The 18416-nt window shown below is 70.7% G+C and carries 16 protein-coding genes, 1 pseudogene and 1 riboswitch; of the genes and pseudogenes, 4 read left to right on the top strand and 13 right to left on the bottom strand.

Translation table 11 applies throughout. The features are described 5' to 3' along the window. Nucleotides 1-20 precede the first annotated feature (20 nt). Nucleotides 21-1445, bottom strand: a complete 1425-nt coding sequence (locus tag Ade02nite_RS44905; protein WP_203777510.1) for a glycine hydroxymethyltransferase — start codon at nucleotides 1443-1445, stop codon at nucleotides 21-23. Nucleotides 1446-1465: 20 nt separating this feature from the next. Then, nucleotides 1466-1549: riboswitch (ZMP/ZTP riboswitch) on the bottom strand. A gap of 139 nt (nucleotides 1550-1688) precedes the next feature. On the opposite strand from Ade02nite_RS44905, the gene Ade02nite_RS44910 reads away from it, so the two are divergent. Further along, nucleotides 1689-2429, top strand: a complete 741-nt coding sequence (locus Ade02nite_RS44910; RefSeq protein ID WP_203777512.1) for an SAM-dependent methyltransferase — start codon at nucleotides 1689-1691, stop codon at nucleotides 2427-2429. A 118-nt stretch (nucleotides 2430-2547) separates the two neighbouring features. After that, entirely contained in the window at nucleotides 2548-4095 is a 1548-nt protein-coding gene (locus tag Ade02nite_RS44915; protein ID WP_203777514.1) for a cation:proton antiporter, read from the top strand. Here Ade02nite_RS44915 and Ade02nite_RS44920 read toward each other — a convergent pair. The 8 genes from Ade02nite_RS44920 to Ade02nite_RS44955 are packed head-to-tail and all read right to left on the bottom strand — an operon-like array spanning nucleotide 4067 to nucleotide 13731. After that, nucleotides 4067-6256: a glycoside hydrolase family 43 protein gene (locus Ade02nite_RS44920; RefSeq protein ID WP_203777516.1), complete on the bottom strand. Its 2190-nt coding sequence runs from the start codon at nucleotides 6254-6256 to the stop codon at nucleotides 4067-4069. The genes Ade02nite_RS44915 and Ade02nite_RS44920 overlap by 29 nt on opposite strands. Nucleotides 6257-6301: 45 nt before the next feature. After that, the gene (locus tag Ade02nite_RS44925) at nucleotides 6302-7216 is read right to left on the bottom strand and encodes a formylglycine-generating enzyme family protein (protein WP_203777518.1); all 915 of its coding nucleotides are present in this window, start codon (nucleotides 7214-7216) and stop codon (nucleotides 6302-6304) included. Then, entirely contained in the window at nucleotides 7213-8613 is a 1401-nt protein-coding gene (locus Ade02nite_RS44930; protein WP_203777520.1) for a sulfatase family protein, read from the bottom strand. The genes Ade02nite_RS44925 and Ade02nite_RS44930 overlap by 4 nt, the downstream gene beginning before the upstream one ends. Continuing rightward, nucleotides 8610-10076 (bottom strand): sulfatase family protein, encoded by a 1467-nt coding sequence (locus Ade02nite_RS44935; protein ID WP_203777521.1) that lies wholly within the window; start codon nucleotides 10074-10076, stop codon nucleotides 8610-8612. Before Ade02nite_RS44935 ends, Ade02nite_RS44930 begins: the two co-directional genes overlap by 4 nt. After that, nucleotides 10073-11050 (bottom strand): aliphatic sulfonate ABC transporter substrate-binding protein, encoded by a 978-nt coding sequence (locus Ade02nite_RS44940; protein ID WP_203777523.1) that lies wholly within the window; start codon nucleotides 11048-11050, stop codon nucleotides 10073-10075. Before Ade02nite_RS44940 ends, Ade02nite_RS44935 begins: the two co-directional genes overlap by 4 nt. Next, on the bottom strand, nucleotides 11047-11802 hold the full coding sequence (locus Ade02nite_RS44945; protein WP_203777525.1) for an ABC transporter ATP-binding protein: 756 nt from the start codon (nucleotides 11800-11802) through the stop codon (nucleotides 11047-11049). Before Ade02nite_RS44945 ends, Ade02nite_RS44940 begins: the two co-directional genes overlap by 4 nt. Beyond that, nucleotides 11799-12605 (bottom strand): ABC transporter permease, encoded by an 807-nt coding sequence (locus tag Ade02nite_RS44950; RefSeq protein WP_203777527.1) that lies wholly within the window; start codon nucleotides 12603-12605, stop codon nucleotides 11799-11801. The genes Ade02nite_RS44945 and Ade02nite_RS44950 overlap by 4 nt, the downstream gene beginning before the upstream one ends. A gap of 37 nt (nucleotides 12606-12642) precedes the next feature. Then, a complete protein-coding gene (locus Ade02nite_RS44955; protein WP_203777549.1) occupies nucleotides 12643-13731 on the bottom strand; it encodes an ROK family transcriptional regulator in 1089 nt (362 codons plus the stop codon). Nucleotides 13732-13961: 230 nt separating this feature from the next. On the opposite strand from Ade02nite_RS44955, the gene Ade02nite_RS44960 reads away from it, so the two are divergent. Further along, nucleotides 13962-14852, top strand: coding sequence for an intradiol ring-cleavage dioxygenase (locus Ade02nite_RS44960; RefSeq protein WP_203777528.1), 891 nt, complete (start codon nucleotides 13962-13964; stop codon nucleotides 14850-14852). Between the two features lie 222 nt (nucleotides 14853-15074). Here the strand turns inward: Ade02nite_RS44960 and Ade02nite_RS44965 are convergent, their stop codons facing one another. The 4 genes from Ade02nite_RS44965 to Ade02nite_RS44980 all read right to left on the bottom strand — a co-directional run bounded on the left by Ade02nite_RS44965 (nucleotide 15075) and on the right by Ade02nite_RS44980 (nucleotide 17931). Further along, entirely contained in the window at nucleotides 15075-16304 is a 1230-nt protein-coding gene (locus tag Ade02nite_RS44965; protein WP_203777530.1) for an SLC13 family permease, read from the bottom strand. 9 nt (nucleotides 16305-16313) lie between these two features. Next, nucleotides 16314-16625, bottom strand: coding sequence for an STAS domain-containing protein (locus tag Ade02nite_RS44970; RefSeq protein ID WP_203777532.1), 312 nt, complete (start codon nucleotides 16623-16625; stop codon nucleotides 16314-16316). A 28-nt stretch (nucleotides 16626-16653) separates the two neighbouring features. Next, nucleotides 16654-17070 (bottom strand): ATP-binding protein, encoded by a 417-nt coding sequence (locus tag Ade02nite_RS44975; RefSeq protein WP_203777534.1) that lies wholly within the window; start codon nucleotides 17068-17070, stop codon nucleotides 16654-16656. 69 nt (nucleotides 17071-17139) lie between these two features. Next, nucleotides 17140-17931: an SDR family NAD(P)-dependent oxidoreductase gene (locus Ade02nite_RS44980; RefSeq protein ID WP_203777536.1), complete on the bottom strand. Its 792-nt coding sequence runs from the start codon at nucleotides 17929-17931 to the stop codon at nucleotides 17140-17142. A 266-nt stretch (nucleotides 17932-18197) separates the two neighbouring features. Here Ade02nite_RS44980 and Ade02nite_RS44985 point away from each other — a divergent pair. Then, nucleotides 18198-18416, top strand: a pseudogene (locus Ade02nite_RS44985) (RNA polymerase sigma factor SigF); the annotation flags it as partial.

The following is an 18416-nucleotide window of genomic DNA, read 5'->3' on the forward strand; positions in this document are numbered from 1 at the left end:
GCGCAGCGAACGACGGGGTGTCAGCCGAGGTCGACCGACGGGTAGAGCGGGAAGCCGGCGAGCAGCTCGTTGGCCTGCTTGCTGACGCTGTCGGAGACGGCCGGGTCGAGGTGGAACTTGGCCTTGGAGCCCTCGGCCGGCTTGGTGCTGCTCAGGACCGTGTGGATCAGCTCGGCGATGGTGTCCATCTCGGCGGTGCCGAGGCCGCGGCTGGTCAGGGCCGGGGTGCCGATGCGGATGCCGGAGGTGTACCAGGCGCCGTTCGGGTCCTGCGGGATGGCGTTGCGGTTGGTGACCACGCCGCTGTCGAGCAGGGCCTGCTCGGCCTGGCGGCCGGTGAGGCCGAACGGGTGCACGTCGATCAGCACGAGGTGGTTCTCGGTGCCGCCGCTGACGAGCTGGACGCCGCGCTTGAGCAGGCCCTCGGCGAGCGCCTGGCTGTTGGTGACGATCTGCTGGGCGTACGTGGCGAAGGACGGCCGGCGGGCCTCGGCGAAGGCGATCGCCTTGGCGGCCATGACGTGGGCCAGCGGGCCGCCGAGCACCATCGGGCAGCCGCGGTCGACCTGGTCGGCGAGGGCGGCCGTGGCGAAGACGGCGCCACCGCGCGGGCCGCGCAGCGACTTGTGGGTGGTCGTGGTGACGATGTGCGCGTGCTCGATCGGGTTGAAGTCGCCGGTGAAGACCTTGCCCGCGACGAGACCGGCGAAGTGCGCCATGTCGACCATGAACGTCGCGCCGACCTCGTCGGCGATCTCGCGCAGCGTCGCGAAGTTCACCTTGCGGGGGTACGCCGAGTAGCCGCCCACGATGATCAGCGGCTTGAACTCGCGCGCCGTCTCACGCAGCGCCGCGTAGTCGATCTGGCCGGTGGCCGGGTCGACGCCGTAGCTGCGCTGGTCGAACATCTTGCCGGAGATGTTGGGGCGGAAGCCGTGGGTGAGGTGGCCGCCGGCGTCGAGCGACATGCCCAGCATGCGCTGGTTGCCGAAGGCGGCGCGCAGCTCGGCCCACTCGGCGTCGGTCAGGTCGTTGACCTGGCGCTTCTCGAACTTCCTGAGGTGCGGGACCTCGACCCGGTCGGCGAGGATCGCCCAGTACGCGACCAGGTTGGCGTCGATGCCGGAGTGCGGCTGCACGTACGCGTATTCGGCGCCGAACAGGGCCTTCGCGTGCTCGACGGCGACCGCCTCGACGGTGTCGACGTTCTGGCAGCCGGCGTAGAAGCGGCGGCCGATGGTGCCCTCGGCGTACTTGTCGGAGAGCCAGTTGCCCATCGCCAGCAGGACGGCGGGGGACGCGTAGTTCTCGCTCGCGATCAGCTTGAGCGACTCGCGCTGGTCGTGCAGCTCCTTGGCGATCGCGTCGGCGATGCGGGGCTCGACGGACCGGACCACCTCGAGGGCGGCGCGGAAGGCGGTGGATTCGGGATTGAGCTCAGACACAGGGACCTCCCTATCACGGATGAAGAGGCCCAGGCGCACGGCAAGTCTGAGGAGCCGCTCCCCGATGGTTGGCCCATCCGAACGCGCCAGTCACGGCCCGGAGCCAGCATACCGGTCGGAAAACCCGTTGCGCTCGCCGTGAGCGGGTTCATATCGTCGGCGGCCAACCCTGTGGAGGTGCTTGTATGACTGCCCGGAGCGTTCCCGTCTCTCCTTTCCGTTCGACTGACAGGACGCACCGACATGGATATCCCACGGCAGTTCCTCATCCGCGAGGGTGACCTCCGGATCCTCAACCCGTTCTCCCCTGCCAAGCTGGCCGCCCTCGGCCGGGCGCTGAAGCTGACGCCCGGCACGACGCTGGTGGACCTCTGCTCCGGCAAGGGCGAGATGCTCTGCACCTGGGCCCGCGACCACGGCATCACCGGCATCGGCGTCGACCTGGCGGCGGACTGGGTCGCGGTGGCGCGGCAGCGTGCCGCCGAGCTCGGCGTCGACGTCGAGTTCCGGCACGGCGACGCGGCCCGGTTCACCGCGCCCGACAGGGCCGACGTCGCCGCGTGCATCGGCGCCACCTGGATCGGCGACGGCGTCGAGGGCACCATCACGATCCTCGAGCGCAGCCTCCGGCCCGGCGGCATGCTCCTGATCGGCGAGCCGTACTGGCGGCTCGACCCGCCCGGCCAGGAGACCGTCACCGGCTGTCACATGACGTCGAAGGACGACCTGCGCGACCTGCCCGGCCTGCTCGCGCACTTCGGCGAGCTCGGCTACGACGTGGTCGAGATGATGCTCTCGAACGCCGACGACTGGGACCGCTACGAGGCGGCGCACTGGCTGAACGTCCGGCGCTGGCTCGACGCCAACCCGGACGACCCGATGCACGCCGAGATGCGCGCCGAGCTCGACACGGCTCCCGTGCGTCACGTCCGCTACCAGCGCGACTACCTGGGCTGGGGAGTCTTCGCCCTGATCCGGCGCTGACCGCTCAGGGGCCGGCCGTGGCGGCGGCCGGCCACCGCACCCCCGTCAGCCTCGGATGATCGAGATTGTCACCGCGGGGTTGCGTCCAGGAGAAACGATCTCTGCTTAGCCTGATCAGGTGAACGGCGTACAGATCCTGCTGATCATCGGCTGTGGCATCGCGGTGTCGTCGGTCGCCAAGCGGAAGGGCGTCGAACCCGGCTGGATCATCGTGGTGCTGGCGGCCGCCGCCTCGTTCATCCCCGGGGTGCCGCGGCTCGAGCTGGAGAGCGAGGTGATCCTCGCGCTGGTGGTGCCGCCGCTGCTCTACTCGGCGACCAGGGGCGCGTCGTTCTCCTCGTTCGGGGCGAACCTCCGCCCGATCATCAACCTCGGCGTGATCCTCGTGGTGCTGACCGCCGGCGTGCTCGGCTACGTCACGTCGTGGATCCTGCCGACGATCGGGCTGGCCGCGGCGTTCGTGCTCGGCTCGGTGCTGGCGCCGCCCGACACGATCACCACGGTGTCGCACGGCGAGGAGATGGGGCTGCCCAAGCGAGCCACCTCGGTGCTGACCGGCGAGAGCCTGGTCAACGACGCCACCGCGCTGACCCTCTTCGCGATCGCGGTGGGCGCGGTGAACGGCGAGCACGCCAGCTTCGGGGACGGCGTCGCCGAGTTCTTCCGCAACGCGCTCCTCGGGCTGCTCATCGGCGGCGCGCTCGCGATGCTCGCCCTGATCATCCGCAAGCGGCTGCGCAATCACACGCTCGAGACGTCGCTGGTGCTGCTGGTGCCGTTCACCGCGTTCCTGGCCGCCGAGGAGGCGCACGCCTCGGGCATCCTCGCCGTGGTGGCGGCCGCCTTCGCGATCACCCTGAACCTGTCGCTCGACCCGAACTTCCAGTACCCGGGCGGCTACCTGACCCGGGTGCAGGAGAACAACGTCTGGCCGGTGCTCGACTTCCTGCTGGAGACGTTCGTCTTCGCGTACATCGGCCTGCAGTTGAAGTTCGTCCTGCAGGACCTGGCCCACGCGGAGGACCCGGGACTGGCCCGCACGCTGCTCGCGGCGGGCGTGCTGCTGGTGACGGCGATCGCCTTCCGGCTGCTCGGGGTGTACGTGCTGTTCGAGCGCTACCGGCGGCGCGATCAGCGCCGCAAGCGCCGGGTCCGGGAGGACGTCTACTACCGGGCCCGCTGGCGGATGCGCGAGGAGGAGTTGCGCAAGCGGGGCGCCAAGCCGCAGGAGCCGCCGACCCGCAAGGAGATCCTGCTGGTCGGCTGGACGGGCATGCGCGGCATCCTCACGCTCGCCGCCGCGGCCGGTATCCCCGAGCACACGGCGTCGGGCGCGCCGTTCCCCGGCCGCGACGCGATCCAGGCCATCGCGCTGATCGTCACCCTCGGCACCCTGCTGATCCAGGGCACCACGATCGGCTGGCTGGCCCGCAGGCTGAAGTTCGACCTGGCCGCCGAGCACGCCGAGGCCCGCGCCGAGCGCGAGACGGCCGACCAGATCGTCGCCGAGGCCGCCGCCCGGCCGGCGGCGGACCTCGACGCGAGCTTCGACGCCCAGCGGCTCGCCCTGGCCACGGCGGTCCGCGACCACAAGATCGGCCAGGACGTCGCCCGCGAGCTCATCGACGAGCTCGACCTCAGGCAGGCCGCACGGCATACGTCCTGACGTAGTCGAAGCGGGCCGTCGCGCCCGTTCCGCCCATGGCGATCACGCCGATCTTCAGGGCGGCCGGGCGGGTGAGGGTCCAGGCGCCGCCCCAGTCCCAGGTGATGCCGTCGCGGCTGGTCGCCATGCGGGCCACGCCGTCGCGATGGAGCAGGCGCAGCCACATCGTGGCGGGCGCCGGGCCGCCGAAGGCCGGGCCCGAGGTGACCGCGTTGGTCGAGGCCCGGGTGTCCTCCTTGGTGAACTCGGTCTGCTGGAGGAACGAGCCGGCGATGCCGGCGAGCGGCAGCACCGAGTGCGCCAGCTTCACGAACCGGTTGTCGTTGTCGTAGAGGACGAGCCCGGCCTGCTGGTTGCCGCGCACGCCGTCGAACTGGAGCCTGGTCTCCACCACGAACGAGCCGGGCGGCGCGTCGCGCACCAGCACGCCGGCGCTGTTGCTGCCGAGCGCGATGTCGCCGGCCTGGGTGGGGCGCACCAGCTCGCCGCCGGTCACGGTCGCGGCGGGGTCCTGCCGGACCCAGCTCCAGCCGCCGTTCGGGGCAGTCCCGTCGAACTCGTCGGAATACTGAGCCAGCGGCCTGCCGGCGGCCGGGTCGTCGACGCGCCGGGCCACCGGCGTGTGCAGCGGTGCCGCGCCCAGGTTGTCCACCTCGGCGGCACCCGACCGGGAGACCGCGCCGATCCGGCCGCCGCCGAAGCCGGACGGGAGCGTGAGCGGCACGGTGGCGACGTCGTCGTGCAGCCGGTCGGCCGAGACCGAGACGGTCAGCGCGGCGCCCCGCCGGGTGAGCACGAGCGTGTGCCACGACTGGTAGTTGAAGGTCGCCGGCAACGGCGCCGAGCCCGAGACCGCGCCGTCCACGACGAGCCGCCGGGAGGCGCTGTCCAGCCAGGCCGTCACCGGGCCGTACGAGATGCCGGCCGCCTCGCCGCGCACATCGCCTTCGACACGGACGTCTCCGGAGACGGACCGGGCGGAGGACGACGCCGCGCCGGAGGACGCGACCAGCCGGCCGGAAGACCAGGAGAAACCTCCGGTGAAGCCGTCGGCCGAGGAGGAGAAGGTGCTGCCCACGGTCCACCGCGTCACCGGCGCGGCCTGGGAGCCCGCGGAAGGCCCGGCGCCGGCCCGGACGACCGGCCACCCGGCGATCCAGTCCAGCCGGTCGATCATCAGAGGCCGCTTGGTGAGGTTGAGCGTCGCGCCGTTGGCGCCGGTGACCGGCGGAAAGTCCGGGTCGTTCTGCGGGATCGCGTGATAGACGAGCCAGTCCTGCCCCGCCAGGTCGGTGACGATCGCGTTGTGCCCGGGCCCCACCCAGCCGTTGCCGCTGCCCGCCAGCACGATGCCGTCCTTGCTGGTGAGGTCGGTCAGCGCGACCCCGGTCGGCGTGGTGAACGGCCCGAGCGGCGAGGTCGAGCGCCCCACCTTCACGGTGTAGCCGCTGAACGCCCCGTCGCAGCAGCCGCCGTCGGAGTAGAAGAGATAGTAGAAGCCGTCCCGGTGGACGACGAAACCGCCCTCCATCCGCCGGCCGTGCCCGACGCGCGTGACCGGCCCGGCGAGCGCGGTGCCGTCGGCGTTCATCCTCGCCGCGCAGATGGTGTCGTAGCTGCCCCAGTAGAGGTAGTGCGAGCCGTCGGTGTCGGTGAACATCGCCTGGTCGATCGTGCCGCTCGGGCAGCCGTTGGAGGTGGGCACGATCAGCCCGCGGTCGGTCCACGGCCCGGCCGGGCTGTCGCTGGTGGCGAGCGCGATGCCGCCGACCGACAGCGAGTAGGTCAGGTGGTAGGTGTTGTTGTCATACCGGATGTCGGGGGCCCACGGCCGCGTGCCGGCCGGCCACCACGAAGGCTTGGCGCTCAGCGCGAAGACGTCACCGGCGTAGCTCCAGTGCACGAGGTCGGTCGAGGTCAGGGTGGGCAGGATGTGCTCGCCCGTCTCGCCCTTGCTGTTGAGGATCGGGTTCGTGGTGCCGTAGGCGTACCACTTGCCGTCCTTGGCCTTGATGATCGCCGGGTCGGGGAACGTGTCGACGGTTCCGGCGCTGACCGGATTCGTGTACGTCGCCGGCGCGGCGTGAGCTTGCGCCGGTGCTGCGGCGAATGCCGCGATTATCAGGACAAAAGCCCAGAGCGAGGTACGGCTGCGTGCCATCCGTGGCTTCCTTCGATGAAAGGCCGAGGGGAGGAGTGCGGGGGTTCAGCGGGCGACAGTGCGGAACCCGGTGTTTCCCGTCGAGGAGTCGGGGGTGTTCGACGACCGGGCGGCGTTGCGATAGCGATTGCAGGAGGAGTCGTGACAGAGATAGGACCCGCCGCGGATGACCCGGGCCGCGCCGATCGGCGGACCCGGCGGGTCATCCCGTGGGGACACCGCGTAATAGGTGGGCGAGAACCAGTCCGCACACCATTCCCAGACGTTGCCGACCGGCTGGTAGAGGCCGTACGCGTTGGGCTCGAAGAAGCGGGCGGGCGCGGTGGTGAGCCACCCGTCCTCTTCCGTGTTCACCGCCGGAAAGGTGCCCTGCCAGATGTTGCAGGCCCATTCCGCGGGCAGGTCGTCGCCCCACGGGTAGCGCAGCGACGGCGCGCCTCCGCGGGCTGCGCACTCCCATTCGGCCTCGGTGGGCAGCCGGCGGCCGGCCCAGGCGCAGTACGCCCGCGCGTCGTTCCAGCTGACGTGCACCACCGGGTGGTCGCCGGCGGCCGACGAGGACGGGCCGCCGGGGTGTGCCCAGTCGGCGCCCGAGACGCCCACCCACCAGGGCGTGCCGGCCATCGTCCCCACGATCGCGGACTCGTCGGTGACGGCCAGGTGGAAGACGGCCGACCAGCCGTACGTCTCGGCCTCGGTGCGATACCCGGTCGCCTCCACGAAGGCCCGGAAGTCGGCAACGGTCACCGCGGTCACGTCGATGTCGAACGCCGCCAGCCGCACCGGATGCACCGGCCGCTCGCCGTCGGGATGCGCACCGTCGCCGTGCGCGTCGCCCATGGCGAAGGTCTGCGCCGGGATCGACGCCTGCGGCACCCGGTGCCGTCCCCGCGCGGGCAGAAAGGCCGGCGCCGCGACACCGGGCCGGCCGGCGGACGGACTGCAACAGGCGGCGCTCACGCGTCCACCGGCTTCGGCTGGCTCGGATGCGGCTCGTCACCGAGACGGGCCTGCTCCCGCCACATGGCGGCCTTCAGTTCCTCGCGGACGACCGCATACGCCGGGTCGTCGTACACGTTGCGCACCTCGGCCGGGTCCGCCACCAGGTCGTACAGCTCCCACTCCGGCGGATAGGCCCCCCAGCCGCAGCCCGGGAGTCCCATCCCGTCGTTGTAGAAGTAGATGAGCTTGTATCGCCCGGTGCGATAGCCGTAATGAGCCGGCGCCTTGTGGAAGACGTCGTCGTGCTCCCAATAGCGGTAGTAGACGCCGTCGGCCGCCGCGTAGGCGGAGTCCGTCAGCAGAGGCCAGAAGCTGCGGCCCTGCATCCGCGGGTGCGGCGGCACGCCGGCCGCCTCCAGGATTGTCTGCGCCCAGTCCACATTGGTGACCATCTCGTCCACCACGCCCGGCGACACACGGCTCGGGCACGACAGGACGAGCGGCATCCGCAGCGACTCCTCGTACATGAAGCGCTTGTCGAACCAGCCGTGATCGCCGAGGAAGAAGCCCTGGTCCGAGGCGTAAAAGAGAAGGGTGTCGTCGAACTCGCCGCGGGCGCGGAGGAAATCGACGACCCGGCCGACGTTGTCGTCCACCGAGGCGACGCAGCGCAGGTAGTCCCGCATGAACCGCTGGTATTTCCAGAGCGCCTCCTCGTCGTAGGAGAGCCCGGCGGGCGGCGCCTCCTTGAGGTCTTCAAGCGTGAGGTGCTCGGCGATCCGCATGGCCGCGCGGCGGGCCGACGACGTGCGGGTGGCGTAGTCGTCGCCGAAGGTGGCCGGGAGCGGGATCGGATCCTCGTACAGGTGCCGGTGGGCCGGCGACGGGATCCACGGCCGGTGCGGTGCCTTGTGGTAGATCAGCACGCAGTAGGGCTCGCCGGCGCCGAGCGACGAGATCCAGGCCAGCGCCAGGTCGGTGATGATGTCGGTGGCGTACCCCGGGATCGTGCGGAGGCCGGAGGGTGAGAGGAACCGTGGGTCTACGTACTCCCCCTGGTCGATCAGCACGTCCCAGTAGTCGAAGCCCTGCGGGTCGTGGCCCGGCCCGTCCCCCATGTGCCACTTGCCGATCATGGCAGTGCGGTAGCCGGCCTCCCGCAGCTGCGACACGAACGTCGGCTGCGCGGCGTCGATCGGGGTGACCAGCGTGGTCACCCCGTTGACGTGGCTGTAGGTGCCGGTCAGGATGCTGGCCCGCGACGGCGAGCAGAGCGAGTTTGTCGCGAAGCAGTTGTCGAAGCGCCGGCCGAGCGCGGCGATCTCGTCTATCCGTGGCGTCGCGGCGACGGCCGACCCGTACGCGGAGATCGCATGCGCGGCGTGGTCGTCCGTCAGGATCATGACGATGTTCACCGGTACGACGATTCGTCCAGCCCACTGAGCGTGGGGTCGTGGTCGACCTCGCCGACGTCGTACATCGAGGTCATCCAGTGGTAGAAGCGGTCGTCGCGCTCCTTGAGGAGGGCGTAGAGCCGCCGCGTCATGCGCTTTCGCACGGGTGCCATCTCCGGATGCCGGTAGACGTTGATCAGCTCGTCCGGGTCGCGCTCCAGGTCGTAGAGCTCGTTTGTCGAGTCGGGGTTGACGACCAGCTTGTAGCGGTCCTCCCGGAGCATCCGCTGCGGGTACGGGAAGTGGTGCCCATGGAACTCGCCGAGAATGTCGGGCTGCCATTCGGGACGTTCTCCACGAATCAGCGGAACCAGGCTGCGCGAGTCCACAGCGCCCGACGTGTCCAGCCCCGCCAGGTCCAGGATCGTCGCGGTGCAGTCGAGGAGGCTCACGAACTCCCGGCGCACCTGCGGCCTCTCGCCGGGAATCCGGATCATCCCTGGCGTCCGATAGATGTCCTCATACATGGCGGGACCCTTGTCGTGCAGCCGATGCGAGCCCGTGAACTCGCCATGGTCACACGTGAAGAAGACGGTGGTCCGGTCGGTGAGACCGAGCGCGTCGAGCTCGGCGAGGATCCGCCCCACCTGCTCGTCGATCAGCGTCACGTAACCCCGGTAGACCGCGATCAGCTTGCGCGTGACCTCGATCGGCATGGTGTCGAACGTCCAGTGCGCGCTGTAGTTGGCCTGCACCGGCGGCTTGCCCTCGAACGTCTCCGCGATCGACTTCGGCAGCTCCACCTGGGCCGGGTCGATCAGGTCGAAGTACTCGTCCGGGACGATGTACGGCAGGTGGGGCCCGAAGAAGTGCGTGGCGAGGTAGAAAGGCGCGCCCGAAAAGGCGTACGAGCGCAACATCTCGATCGTCCGCGTCGCCATGTAGTACTCGAACGTCGCCTCGACCGGCTGCCGCAACCGCGCGGCAAGCAGGTTGCCCGGGCCGCCGTTCGGCAGCGTCCCCCGGATCCGATCCGTGATCTCGTACGGGGGAAGGTCGTGCTCCTTCAGGTAGGCCAGGTAGTCCTCGTGCTCGACCGGATTGTGCCAGCCCGGCAGGTGTGGCCCGTCGAACCCGTAGTCGGCGGGCACCTTCTCGGTGCCCGCATGCCACTTGCCGATCAGGCCCACGTTGTAGCCGCGTTCGCGCAACGCCTGCGGGAACGTGAACGTGCCGTCCGGCAGGTCTTCGAGATAGCCGACGTTGCGCTCGTGGTTGGCGAGCACCTTGTGCCGGAACGGCGCCTGGCCGGTGAGCAGGCTGGCCCGCGCCGGCGTGCAGATCGCCGTCGGCGTGTACCACCGGTCGAACCGCGTCCCCGTGGCCGCGAGGCGGTCCAGGTTCGGCGTGCAGACCCGGGTGTTGCCGTAGGCCCCGAGCGTGTCGACCCGGTGCTGGTCGGTCATGAGGAAGAGAAAGTTCATCCCGTGAACACGTCGCCCAGGTAGTAGGTCTTCGGGTCCGGGTTGGACGGCAGCTTCTTGGCGTCGACGAAGTAGTCGCCGAGCGCCGTCAGCCACTTGTCGATCGTGCCGTCCGCCGTGTAGCCGTCGAGCGTCTTCGAGTCGAGCATCTTGCTGTTCGCCGCGTCCGCCCTCACCGCGTCGACCGGCTGCTTGAGCAGCGCCGCGGTCAGCTCGATGGTCTTGTCGGGGTTGGCCGCCCGGTAGTCCATCGCCTCGCGCAGCACCTGCACGACCCTGGTGACCGTGTCCTTCTTCTTCTCGGCCACGTCGTTCGAGGCCACGAAGGCGGTCGGGAACGAGAACTCGCCCTCGAAGTCGCTGTCCTTCGCCAGCTCGACCAGGCCCGGCTTCTTCTGCTTGATGTTGTTGAGCAGCGGATACCAGATGCCGGCCGCGTCGATCTGGCCGGCGGCGAACGCCGAGACGATGGTGGCGGCGTCCATCGGCACGCGCTGGATGTCGTCGTTGGTGAGCCCGGCCTTCTTCAGCGCCAGGGTCAGGATCATGTCGCCCGAGGTGCCCTCCGGCACGCCGACCTTCTTACCCTTGAGCTGCGCCAGGTCGGTGATGCCGGGCTGGGCGATCACCCGGTCCGCGTTGCCGAGCGAGTTCGCCGCGACGATCTTCGCCTTGCCCGAGGCGGGCAGCCAGATCGCACCGGGGCCGATGTAGCCGAAGTCGAGGTCGCCGGCGTTGAGGGCGGTGATCTGGAGCGGGCCGTTCGTGAAGACCTTGATGCTCACCTCGACGTCGTGCTTGGCCCAGAGCTTCTGGTCGTCGGCGACCGCGAGCAGGCTGCTCCCGTTGTAGTCGGCGATGTACCCAAAGTTGACCTTCACGGCGCCGCCGGCCGACGAGTTGTCATCGGCTGATCCGCACGCCGAAAGCAGGAGGAGGGAGGCGGCCGCGAGGGCCGCGAGGACGCGTTTCATGCAACGGTCTCCTGGTGATAGACGGCGCTCCACACGCGATTGCGCAGCGCCGTGAAGGCGGGACTGAGCCGCATCTCTTCGGTACGGGGGTAGGGCAGATCGACGTCGACGACCTCGACGATCCGGCCCGGGCGGGCCGCCATCACGACGACCCGGTTGGCGAGGAAGACGGCTTCGTCGACGTCGTGGGTGATGAAGACGACGGTGCGCTTCTCCTGGCTCCAGGTGCGGAGCAGCTGTTCCTGGAGGCGCACGCGGGTGAGCGCGTCGACCGCGCCGAACGGCTCGTCCATGAGCAGGATCGAGGGGTTGACCGCGTAGGCGCGCGCGATCGCGCAGCGCTGCTTCATGCCCCCGGACAGGGTGCGGGGCAGCGCGTCGGCGAAGTCGCTCAAGCCGACCAGGTCGATGAAGTGCTCGGCGGTGCGGCGGCGCTCGGCCCGCGGCACGCCGGCCGTGCGCAGCCCGAACTCGACGTTCTTGCGCACGGTGAGCCACGGGAAGAGGGCGTACTGCTGGAAGATCACGCCGCGGTCGGGGCCGGGTCCGGAGATTGTCTCCCCGTCGACCAGGGCCTGCCCTCCCGTCGGGAAGTCGAGCCCGGCCAGGATGTTCATGACCGTGGTCTTGCCACAGCCCGACGGCCCCACCACGGTGACGAACTCATTGTCCGAAATGTCGAGCGAGACGTCGCCGAGGGCGGTGAAATTGGCGTCGGCGAAGACTTTCCGGACATGCTGCAACTTGATCATCGGCGCTCCTGCCAATGGGTGAGACGCCGTTCGGCGAACAGGAGGATCCGGTCCATCAGCAGGCCGAGCACGCCGATGCTGATCAGTCCGACGAAGATGGTCGGCAGGTCGTAGTAGAGCTGCGCGCTCTGCATGCGGTAGCCGAGGCCCTGCTGCGCCGCGATCAGCTCGGCCGCGACCAGGGTGGCCCACGACGAGCCGAGCCCGACCCGCATGCCGACCAGGATGAACGGCGTCGACGCCGGCACCACGACCCGCGCGAAGATCGTGCCGTCCCTGGCGCCGAGCACCCGAGCCGCGTTGATCAGCGTCTTGTCCACCCCGACCACACCCTGGAACGTGGCGATCACGCAGGCCAAGAACGAGGCGAGGAAGATGACGAAGATCTTCGGAGTCTCGCCGATGCCCAGGAGAACGACCGCGAGCGGGATGATCGCGAGCGGCGGGATGGTGCGGAAGAACTGCACCCACGGCTCGATCAGGCCGCGCACCATGCCGTACCAGCCCATCAGGAAGCCGACCGGCACGGCGAGGGCGACACCGAGCACGAAGCCGGCGAGCACCCGGCCGAGGCTGGCCAGCACGTCGTCGAGCAGGGTGCCGTCGGCGACCAACTCCCGCCCACGGCTCAGCACCTCGGGCGGCGCCGGAATGTCATGGCCGGCCAGCGAGAAGCCCCACCAGATCGCGATGCCGAGACCAACAGAGATCAAGTTCAGAACCGCTTTGGGTACGCCGCGGCGGCGCCCGGGCGCGGGCGCGCTCGCGGTCGCCACCTCGGCGTCGGCCTGCACGACGGTCACGAGCGGCTCCCGGGGAGAAGAAAGATGTGGGCGGCGGTCATGAAGGGTTTCCGGAGAGGGACGGGTAGTCGTCGAGCAGCGGGGACTGCCGGCAGCAGGCGGCGATCGCGCCGCGGGCGCCGTCGTCGTCGCCGAGGCGGGCGGCACGGATCAGGGGGCCCGGACCGCCGGCCGGGACGAGCTCGGCCGCGATCACCTCGCCGGCCCGCTCGACGATCGCCGGGACCGCGTGCGGCAGCGGACCGCCGATCACGATCTGCTCGGGGTCGAGGACCAGCGCGGCGTCGGCCAGCACCCGGCCCAGCGCGCCGGCGACCCGGTCCATCGCGGCGCGCACCCGGGGCTCGTCGCGCCGGGCAGCCAGCTCCTCCAGATCGCGGACGCCGGCGGCGGCCAGCGCCGGCGGCACGGACGCGACCGTCTCGAGGCAGCCGCGTTTGCCGCAGCGGCAGAGGCCGCCCTCGGGGTCGATCTTGACGTGCCCCAACTCGCCGGCGGCCCCGCGCGCGCCCGGCACCAGCCGGCCGCCGACCACGAGCCCGCCACCGATGCCGTCGGCGAGCCGCACGTAGAGCACGTCGCTCGCCCCGATGGTGTCGCCGGACTCGGCGAGCGCGGCGAAGCGGGTGTTGTTGTCGACGATCACCGGCGCGGAGAACCGCTCGGCGAACGCGGCGAGCACGTCGGCCCGGGAGCCATCGGCCGGACAGGGACCGGCGACGCCGACACCGATGCCCTGGAGCGCGGCGAGCGTGATGCCCTGCTCGCGGGAGAGCCGTTCGACGAGCTCCACACCGGCGGCCAGCCGCCGCGGCCACGGGCTGTCCGGCGGATAGGCGACCGCCTCGCTCGCGATGACCTCGTGCGCGGCATCGGCGACCGCGACGCGGGCCCGGCTGTGCCCGAGGTCGACGCCGAGGAACTGTCCCGAGCGGGGGTCGAGCGCGAGGAGCTCGGCGGGGCGCCCGCTGCCGGCGCGCTCCCGGGCGTCGGTGGTGACGACGACGATCGCGCCGCGGGCGAGCAGGTCGCCGGTTATCTCGCTGAGCGTCGTGCGCGACAGACCGCAGCGGGCGGCGATCTGTGCCCGGCTCAGGCCGCCACGCTCGCGCAGGATCGACAGCACGCGCTCTTCGTGAGCGCGCCTGACCAGCGCATGTACTCCTCCGGACCCGGACACGTCGCCACCGTAGGGCGGGCCGAATTTTTCCGTCAACAGTCCGGCAGAATTATCTCTTCAAAACCGGTAGGAAAACATCCTCGGTCGGGCAACGGACAGGACAATCACATCGTTTCCACAAAAAATCGCCCTAGGGTCTTCTCGACGGGTGCGGCACCACGACGAGGAGCGAGCCAATGACGCAACGGTACGAGGGAAGGCGACTCCCCCGCCCCGACGAGGAGGTCGTCGACCAGGGGCTCGGGTTCGACCTGGGCACCCTGATGAGCCGGCGGATGATGCTGCGCGGCCTCGGCGTCGGCGCGGCGGTCCTCGGGCTGGCCGCCTGCGGCGACTCGACGTCGTCGACCAGCACCTCCGCCACGACCACCGCCGCCGCCACCACCACCAGCGGCGAGATCCCGGACGAGACCGCCGGGCCCTACCCGGGCGACGGGTCGAACGGGCCGGACGTGCTCGAGCAGAGCGGCGTGATCCGCAGCGACATCCGGTCGAGCTTCGGCACGGCGAGCGGCACCGCCGAGGGTGTCGCCATGACGCTCGAGCTGACGATCTCGGACATGGCGAACGACGACAAGCCGTTCGCCGATGTCGCCGTCTACGTGTGGCACTGCGACCGGGACGGCAAGTACTCGATGTACTCCGACGGCGTCACCGATCAGAACTACCTGCGCGGCGTCCAGGTGGCCGACGGCTCGGGCAAGGTGACCTTCACCAGCATCTTCCCGGCCTGCTACAGCGGGCGGTGGCCGCACATCCACTTCGAGGTCTACCCCGGCAAGGCGGACATCACCGACGCCACCAAGGCGATCGCGACCTCGCAGGTGGCGCTCCCCAAGGCGACCTGCGAGGCCGTCTACGCGACCACCGGCTACTCGGCGTCGGTCCCCAATCTGGCCCAGGTCAGCCTGTCGAGCGACAACGTCTTCGGCGACGACTCGGGCGTGCTGCAACTGGCCACGGTCTCGGGCGACGTGACGAACGGCTATCGGGTCGCGCTCACCGCGAAGGTGGACACCACCACCACGCCGGCGGGCGGCGGTGGAGCTCCTCCGGCGAGCCGGTAGTTCCGCAACTCGGTTTACTTGCCTGTAACACGTTTCATCGATAAGACTGACTGCGTTGGACGCACCCCCGCCGGCGAATCCCCCACCGGATCACCTCGGCCGTTCCCCGGGCCGATCCCGGCCGCGACGGCAGGGGTGCGCCCCTGAGCTCCCGTCCGGCCACTCTGGACGGCCGCCGTGCGGCTGCCCGGCCGATGCCCGGCGGCGCGCGACGCGCCTGGCTCAGTGCCCCGTGACGCGCAGCGCGGCCCACAGGGCCAGCACCCCCGAGACCAGCGCGATCGGCACGGTCGCGAGGCCGAGCCGCAGGAAGTCGCGCGCGGCCGGCGCCGCGTCCTGCTCGTGCAGGATCTGCCGCCACAGCAGCGTGGCCAGCGAGCCCACATAGGTGAGGTTCGGGCCGACGTTGACCCCGATCAGCATCGCCAGCAGCAGCCCCGGCGACGACTCCACCCCGGGCAGCAGCACCAGCGTCGCCGGCAGGTTGTTGAGCAGGTTGGCGAGCAGCGCCGCGAGCCCCGCCATCGCGAGCATCTCGCCCAGTCCCGCGCCGTCCGGCACCAGATGCTCCACGAGCCCGCCGAGCCCGTGCGCCCGCACCGCCGCGACCACCACACCGAGCGCCAGGACGAACGCGCAGAACGCGGGATTGGCTTCGCGCAGCAGGGTCAAGGGCGACGACCGCAGCGGTACGGCGAGAGCGACGGCACCCGCGACCGCCACCCACGCCGGGTGCACGCCGAGCGGCTGGGCCACCGCGAAGCCGGTCAGCGTCAACCCCAGCACGGCCAGCGCGTAGCCGGGCGCCGGCCCGTCCCCGCCGCCGGCACGCGGCTCCACGCGCTCGCGCAGGCCGGCGCGGAAGAACCAGCGGAAGACCAGGTATTCGACGGCGACCACGACGATCCACGGGAGCGCCATCACCGCCGCGAAGCCGAGGAACGTGAGGCCGCTGGCCGCGAAGGCGAGCAGGTTGGTCAGGTTGGAGACGGGCAGCAGCAGCGACGCGGAGTTGGCGAGGTGCGCCGACGCGTACGCGGGCGGCCGTGACCGCACCCCGGCGCGCGCCGCGGTCACCAGCACGACCGGGGTGAGCAGCACCACCGTCGCGTCCAGGCTGAGCACCGCGGTCGTCAGCGCCGCCGCCACGAAGACCGCGCCGAGCAGCCGCACCGGGCTGCCGCGGCTGATCCGGGCGGCGACGCGCCCGGCGTACCGGAAGACGCCGTGCTCGTCCGCGAGATGCGCGACCACCAGGACCGCGGCGAGGAAGCCGACCGTCGGGCCGAGCTCGCGCAGCTCGGCCGTGGCGTCCCGCAGCGGCACCAGGCCGGCGCCGACCGCGATCACGGCCGCGGGCACCGCCGCCACCGCCTCCGGCAACCCGCGCGGGCGCACCACCGCGAAGGCCAGGACCCCGGCGAGCAGGAGCGCCGAAATGATCAAGTACACCGCGGGAGACTACGAGGCGAACAGCTCTCCCGCACCCGAGACGGCGAGAACGCGGGCGACCACGCCGGTGGCTCCGACCACGCGGAAGCCGGTGCCGGCGGCCGTCGCCGCGTTGTATCCGTCGATCAGCGCGCCGAGCGCCTCGGAGTCGAGGAAGGTCACGCCGCCGAGGTCGACGACGAGGTCGCCGCGGCCGACCGCGCCGAGAATCGCCTCGCGCAGGTCGTCGCGGGCGTTGATGTCCAGTTCGCCGCCGATGCTCAGGACCGTGGCCGTACCGTCGGCCGTCCGGTCCTGGCCGATCGCGTAGGAGTCCGTCACGGGCCTTTTCTACCAGCAGTTGAGCGAATCAGCCCGGGAAGCTGGCCCAGACGTGCTTGGCGTCCTCCGTCATGTACCAGCCGACGTCGATCGCGAAGGTCCGGGTGAGCTGGAGCCCGAGGCCGCCGGCGCCGAGCGGGCGGCCCTCGGCCAGCCGGGGCACGGCCTCGAGGTCATGGTCGGCGACGTCGATGATCAGCCGGTCGTCCTGCCGCAGCAGGCGCACCTCGGTCGGGGGCAGCCCGTGCCGCAGAGCGTTGGTCGCCAGCTCGGTGGCGACCACGGCGACCTTGTCGGTGAGGTCGTCCTGCGCGGCCGCGGGCACCTGCGCGATCGCCTCGCGCAGGGCCGCCCGCAAACCGCGCAGTTCGCCGAACCTGTCCAATGTCCAGCAGCGCAGCTCCGAGGCCGCCGGGAACGGCGTCGAGACGCGGAGCGAAGTCATGACGTCCATCTTGCCCGTTCTGCGCCTCCTGACACTGGCCCGAGCAGACCACTCGCGCCGACGTACGGACTAATCCGTTTTTGCACTGCCCGGCTCGGCCATCTTGCGGTGCATCTCCGCCTTGGCCTTGTCCGGCATCACCTTGGAGGCCGCGCCCTGCACCTTGGTCATGAGCGATCCGGCGACGACCTTCTCCTCGCCCTTCATGAGCGCCTTGAAGCCCTGCTCGGCCACCTCGGCGGGATCGTCCTTCTTGCTCGTGCCGACGCGCGTGTCCATCATCTCGGCGCGCTCGAAGAACTGCGTGTCCGTCGGGCCGGGCATCAGCGAGGTCACGGTGACCCCGGTGTCCTTGAGCTCGGCGCGCACCGCCTCGGCGAACGACTGCACGAACGACTTCGACGCGTTGTAGACGGCCTGGTAGGTGCCGGGCATCATCGACGCGATCGACGAGGTGAACAGCACCCGCCCCGCGCCGCGGGCGACCATGTCGGGCAGGACCCGCTTGGCGAGGTGCACTGTCGACGTCACGTTGACGGCGATGACGTCGAGCTCGTCCTCCAGATCGGTCTCCCGGGCGAAGTCGCCGCCGATGCCGCGGCCCGCGTTCAGCGCGATGGCGTCGACCGGGCGGCCGGCCGCGCGGATCGCCGCGTACGCCTGCTCCACTCCCTCGAAAGTGGCGAGGTCGGCGCGGACCGCTGTCACCTCACGCTCGCCGTCGCGGCGCAGGTCGGCGGCCGCCTGCTCGATGTCGGCGTCCTCGGCCACGACCAGCAGATCGAAGCCGTTCTGTGCGAATTGACGTGCCAGCTCATATCCGATGCCGCTCGAGGCACCGGTCACTACCGCGAAAGTCATGTTTCCTGGCGTGCCCGGAACGCGCCCATCCATTCACGCTCGGCAAGATCCGCTGCGTATACTTGCTATCACGCAAAGTAACTCATACTTTCGGCTAGTCTTTTCTCGACCTCTCGGCTAAGGTCGTCATATCCGAACGGCCACGTGTGCGGGTCGATGGAGACCGGATAGATCACCGTCGACCTGTAGATAGGGACACCCGACCGAACGGGTCCTGCCACCGAGCAGGACCGGCTCTCCGGACAGGTGCCAGGGAGGACCACAGCATGACCGTCACCGAGACGACCGCCGCTTCCGCCGCCGAGGCGACCGAGGCCGAGGCGATCCCCGCCGGTGCCGAGGCGCCCGCCGACAGCGCCGCCGAGCTGCTGAACGCGATGGCCGCCATGCCGGCGGGTCACCCGTCCCGGGCCGCCCTGCGCGACCGGGCGATCGAGGCGTGGCTGCCGCTGGCCCGCCACCTCGCCCACCGCTACTCCGGCCGC

Origin of the sequence: Paractinoplanes deccanensis (assembly GCF_016862115.1) — a bacterium.
GTDB classification, from domain to species: Bacteria; Actinomycetota; Actinomycetes; order Mycobacteriales; family Micromonosporaceae; genus Actinoplanes; species Actinoplanes deccanensis.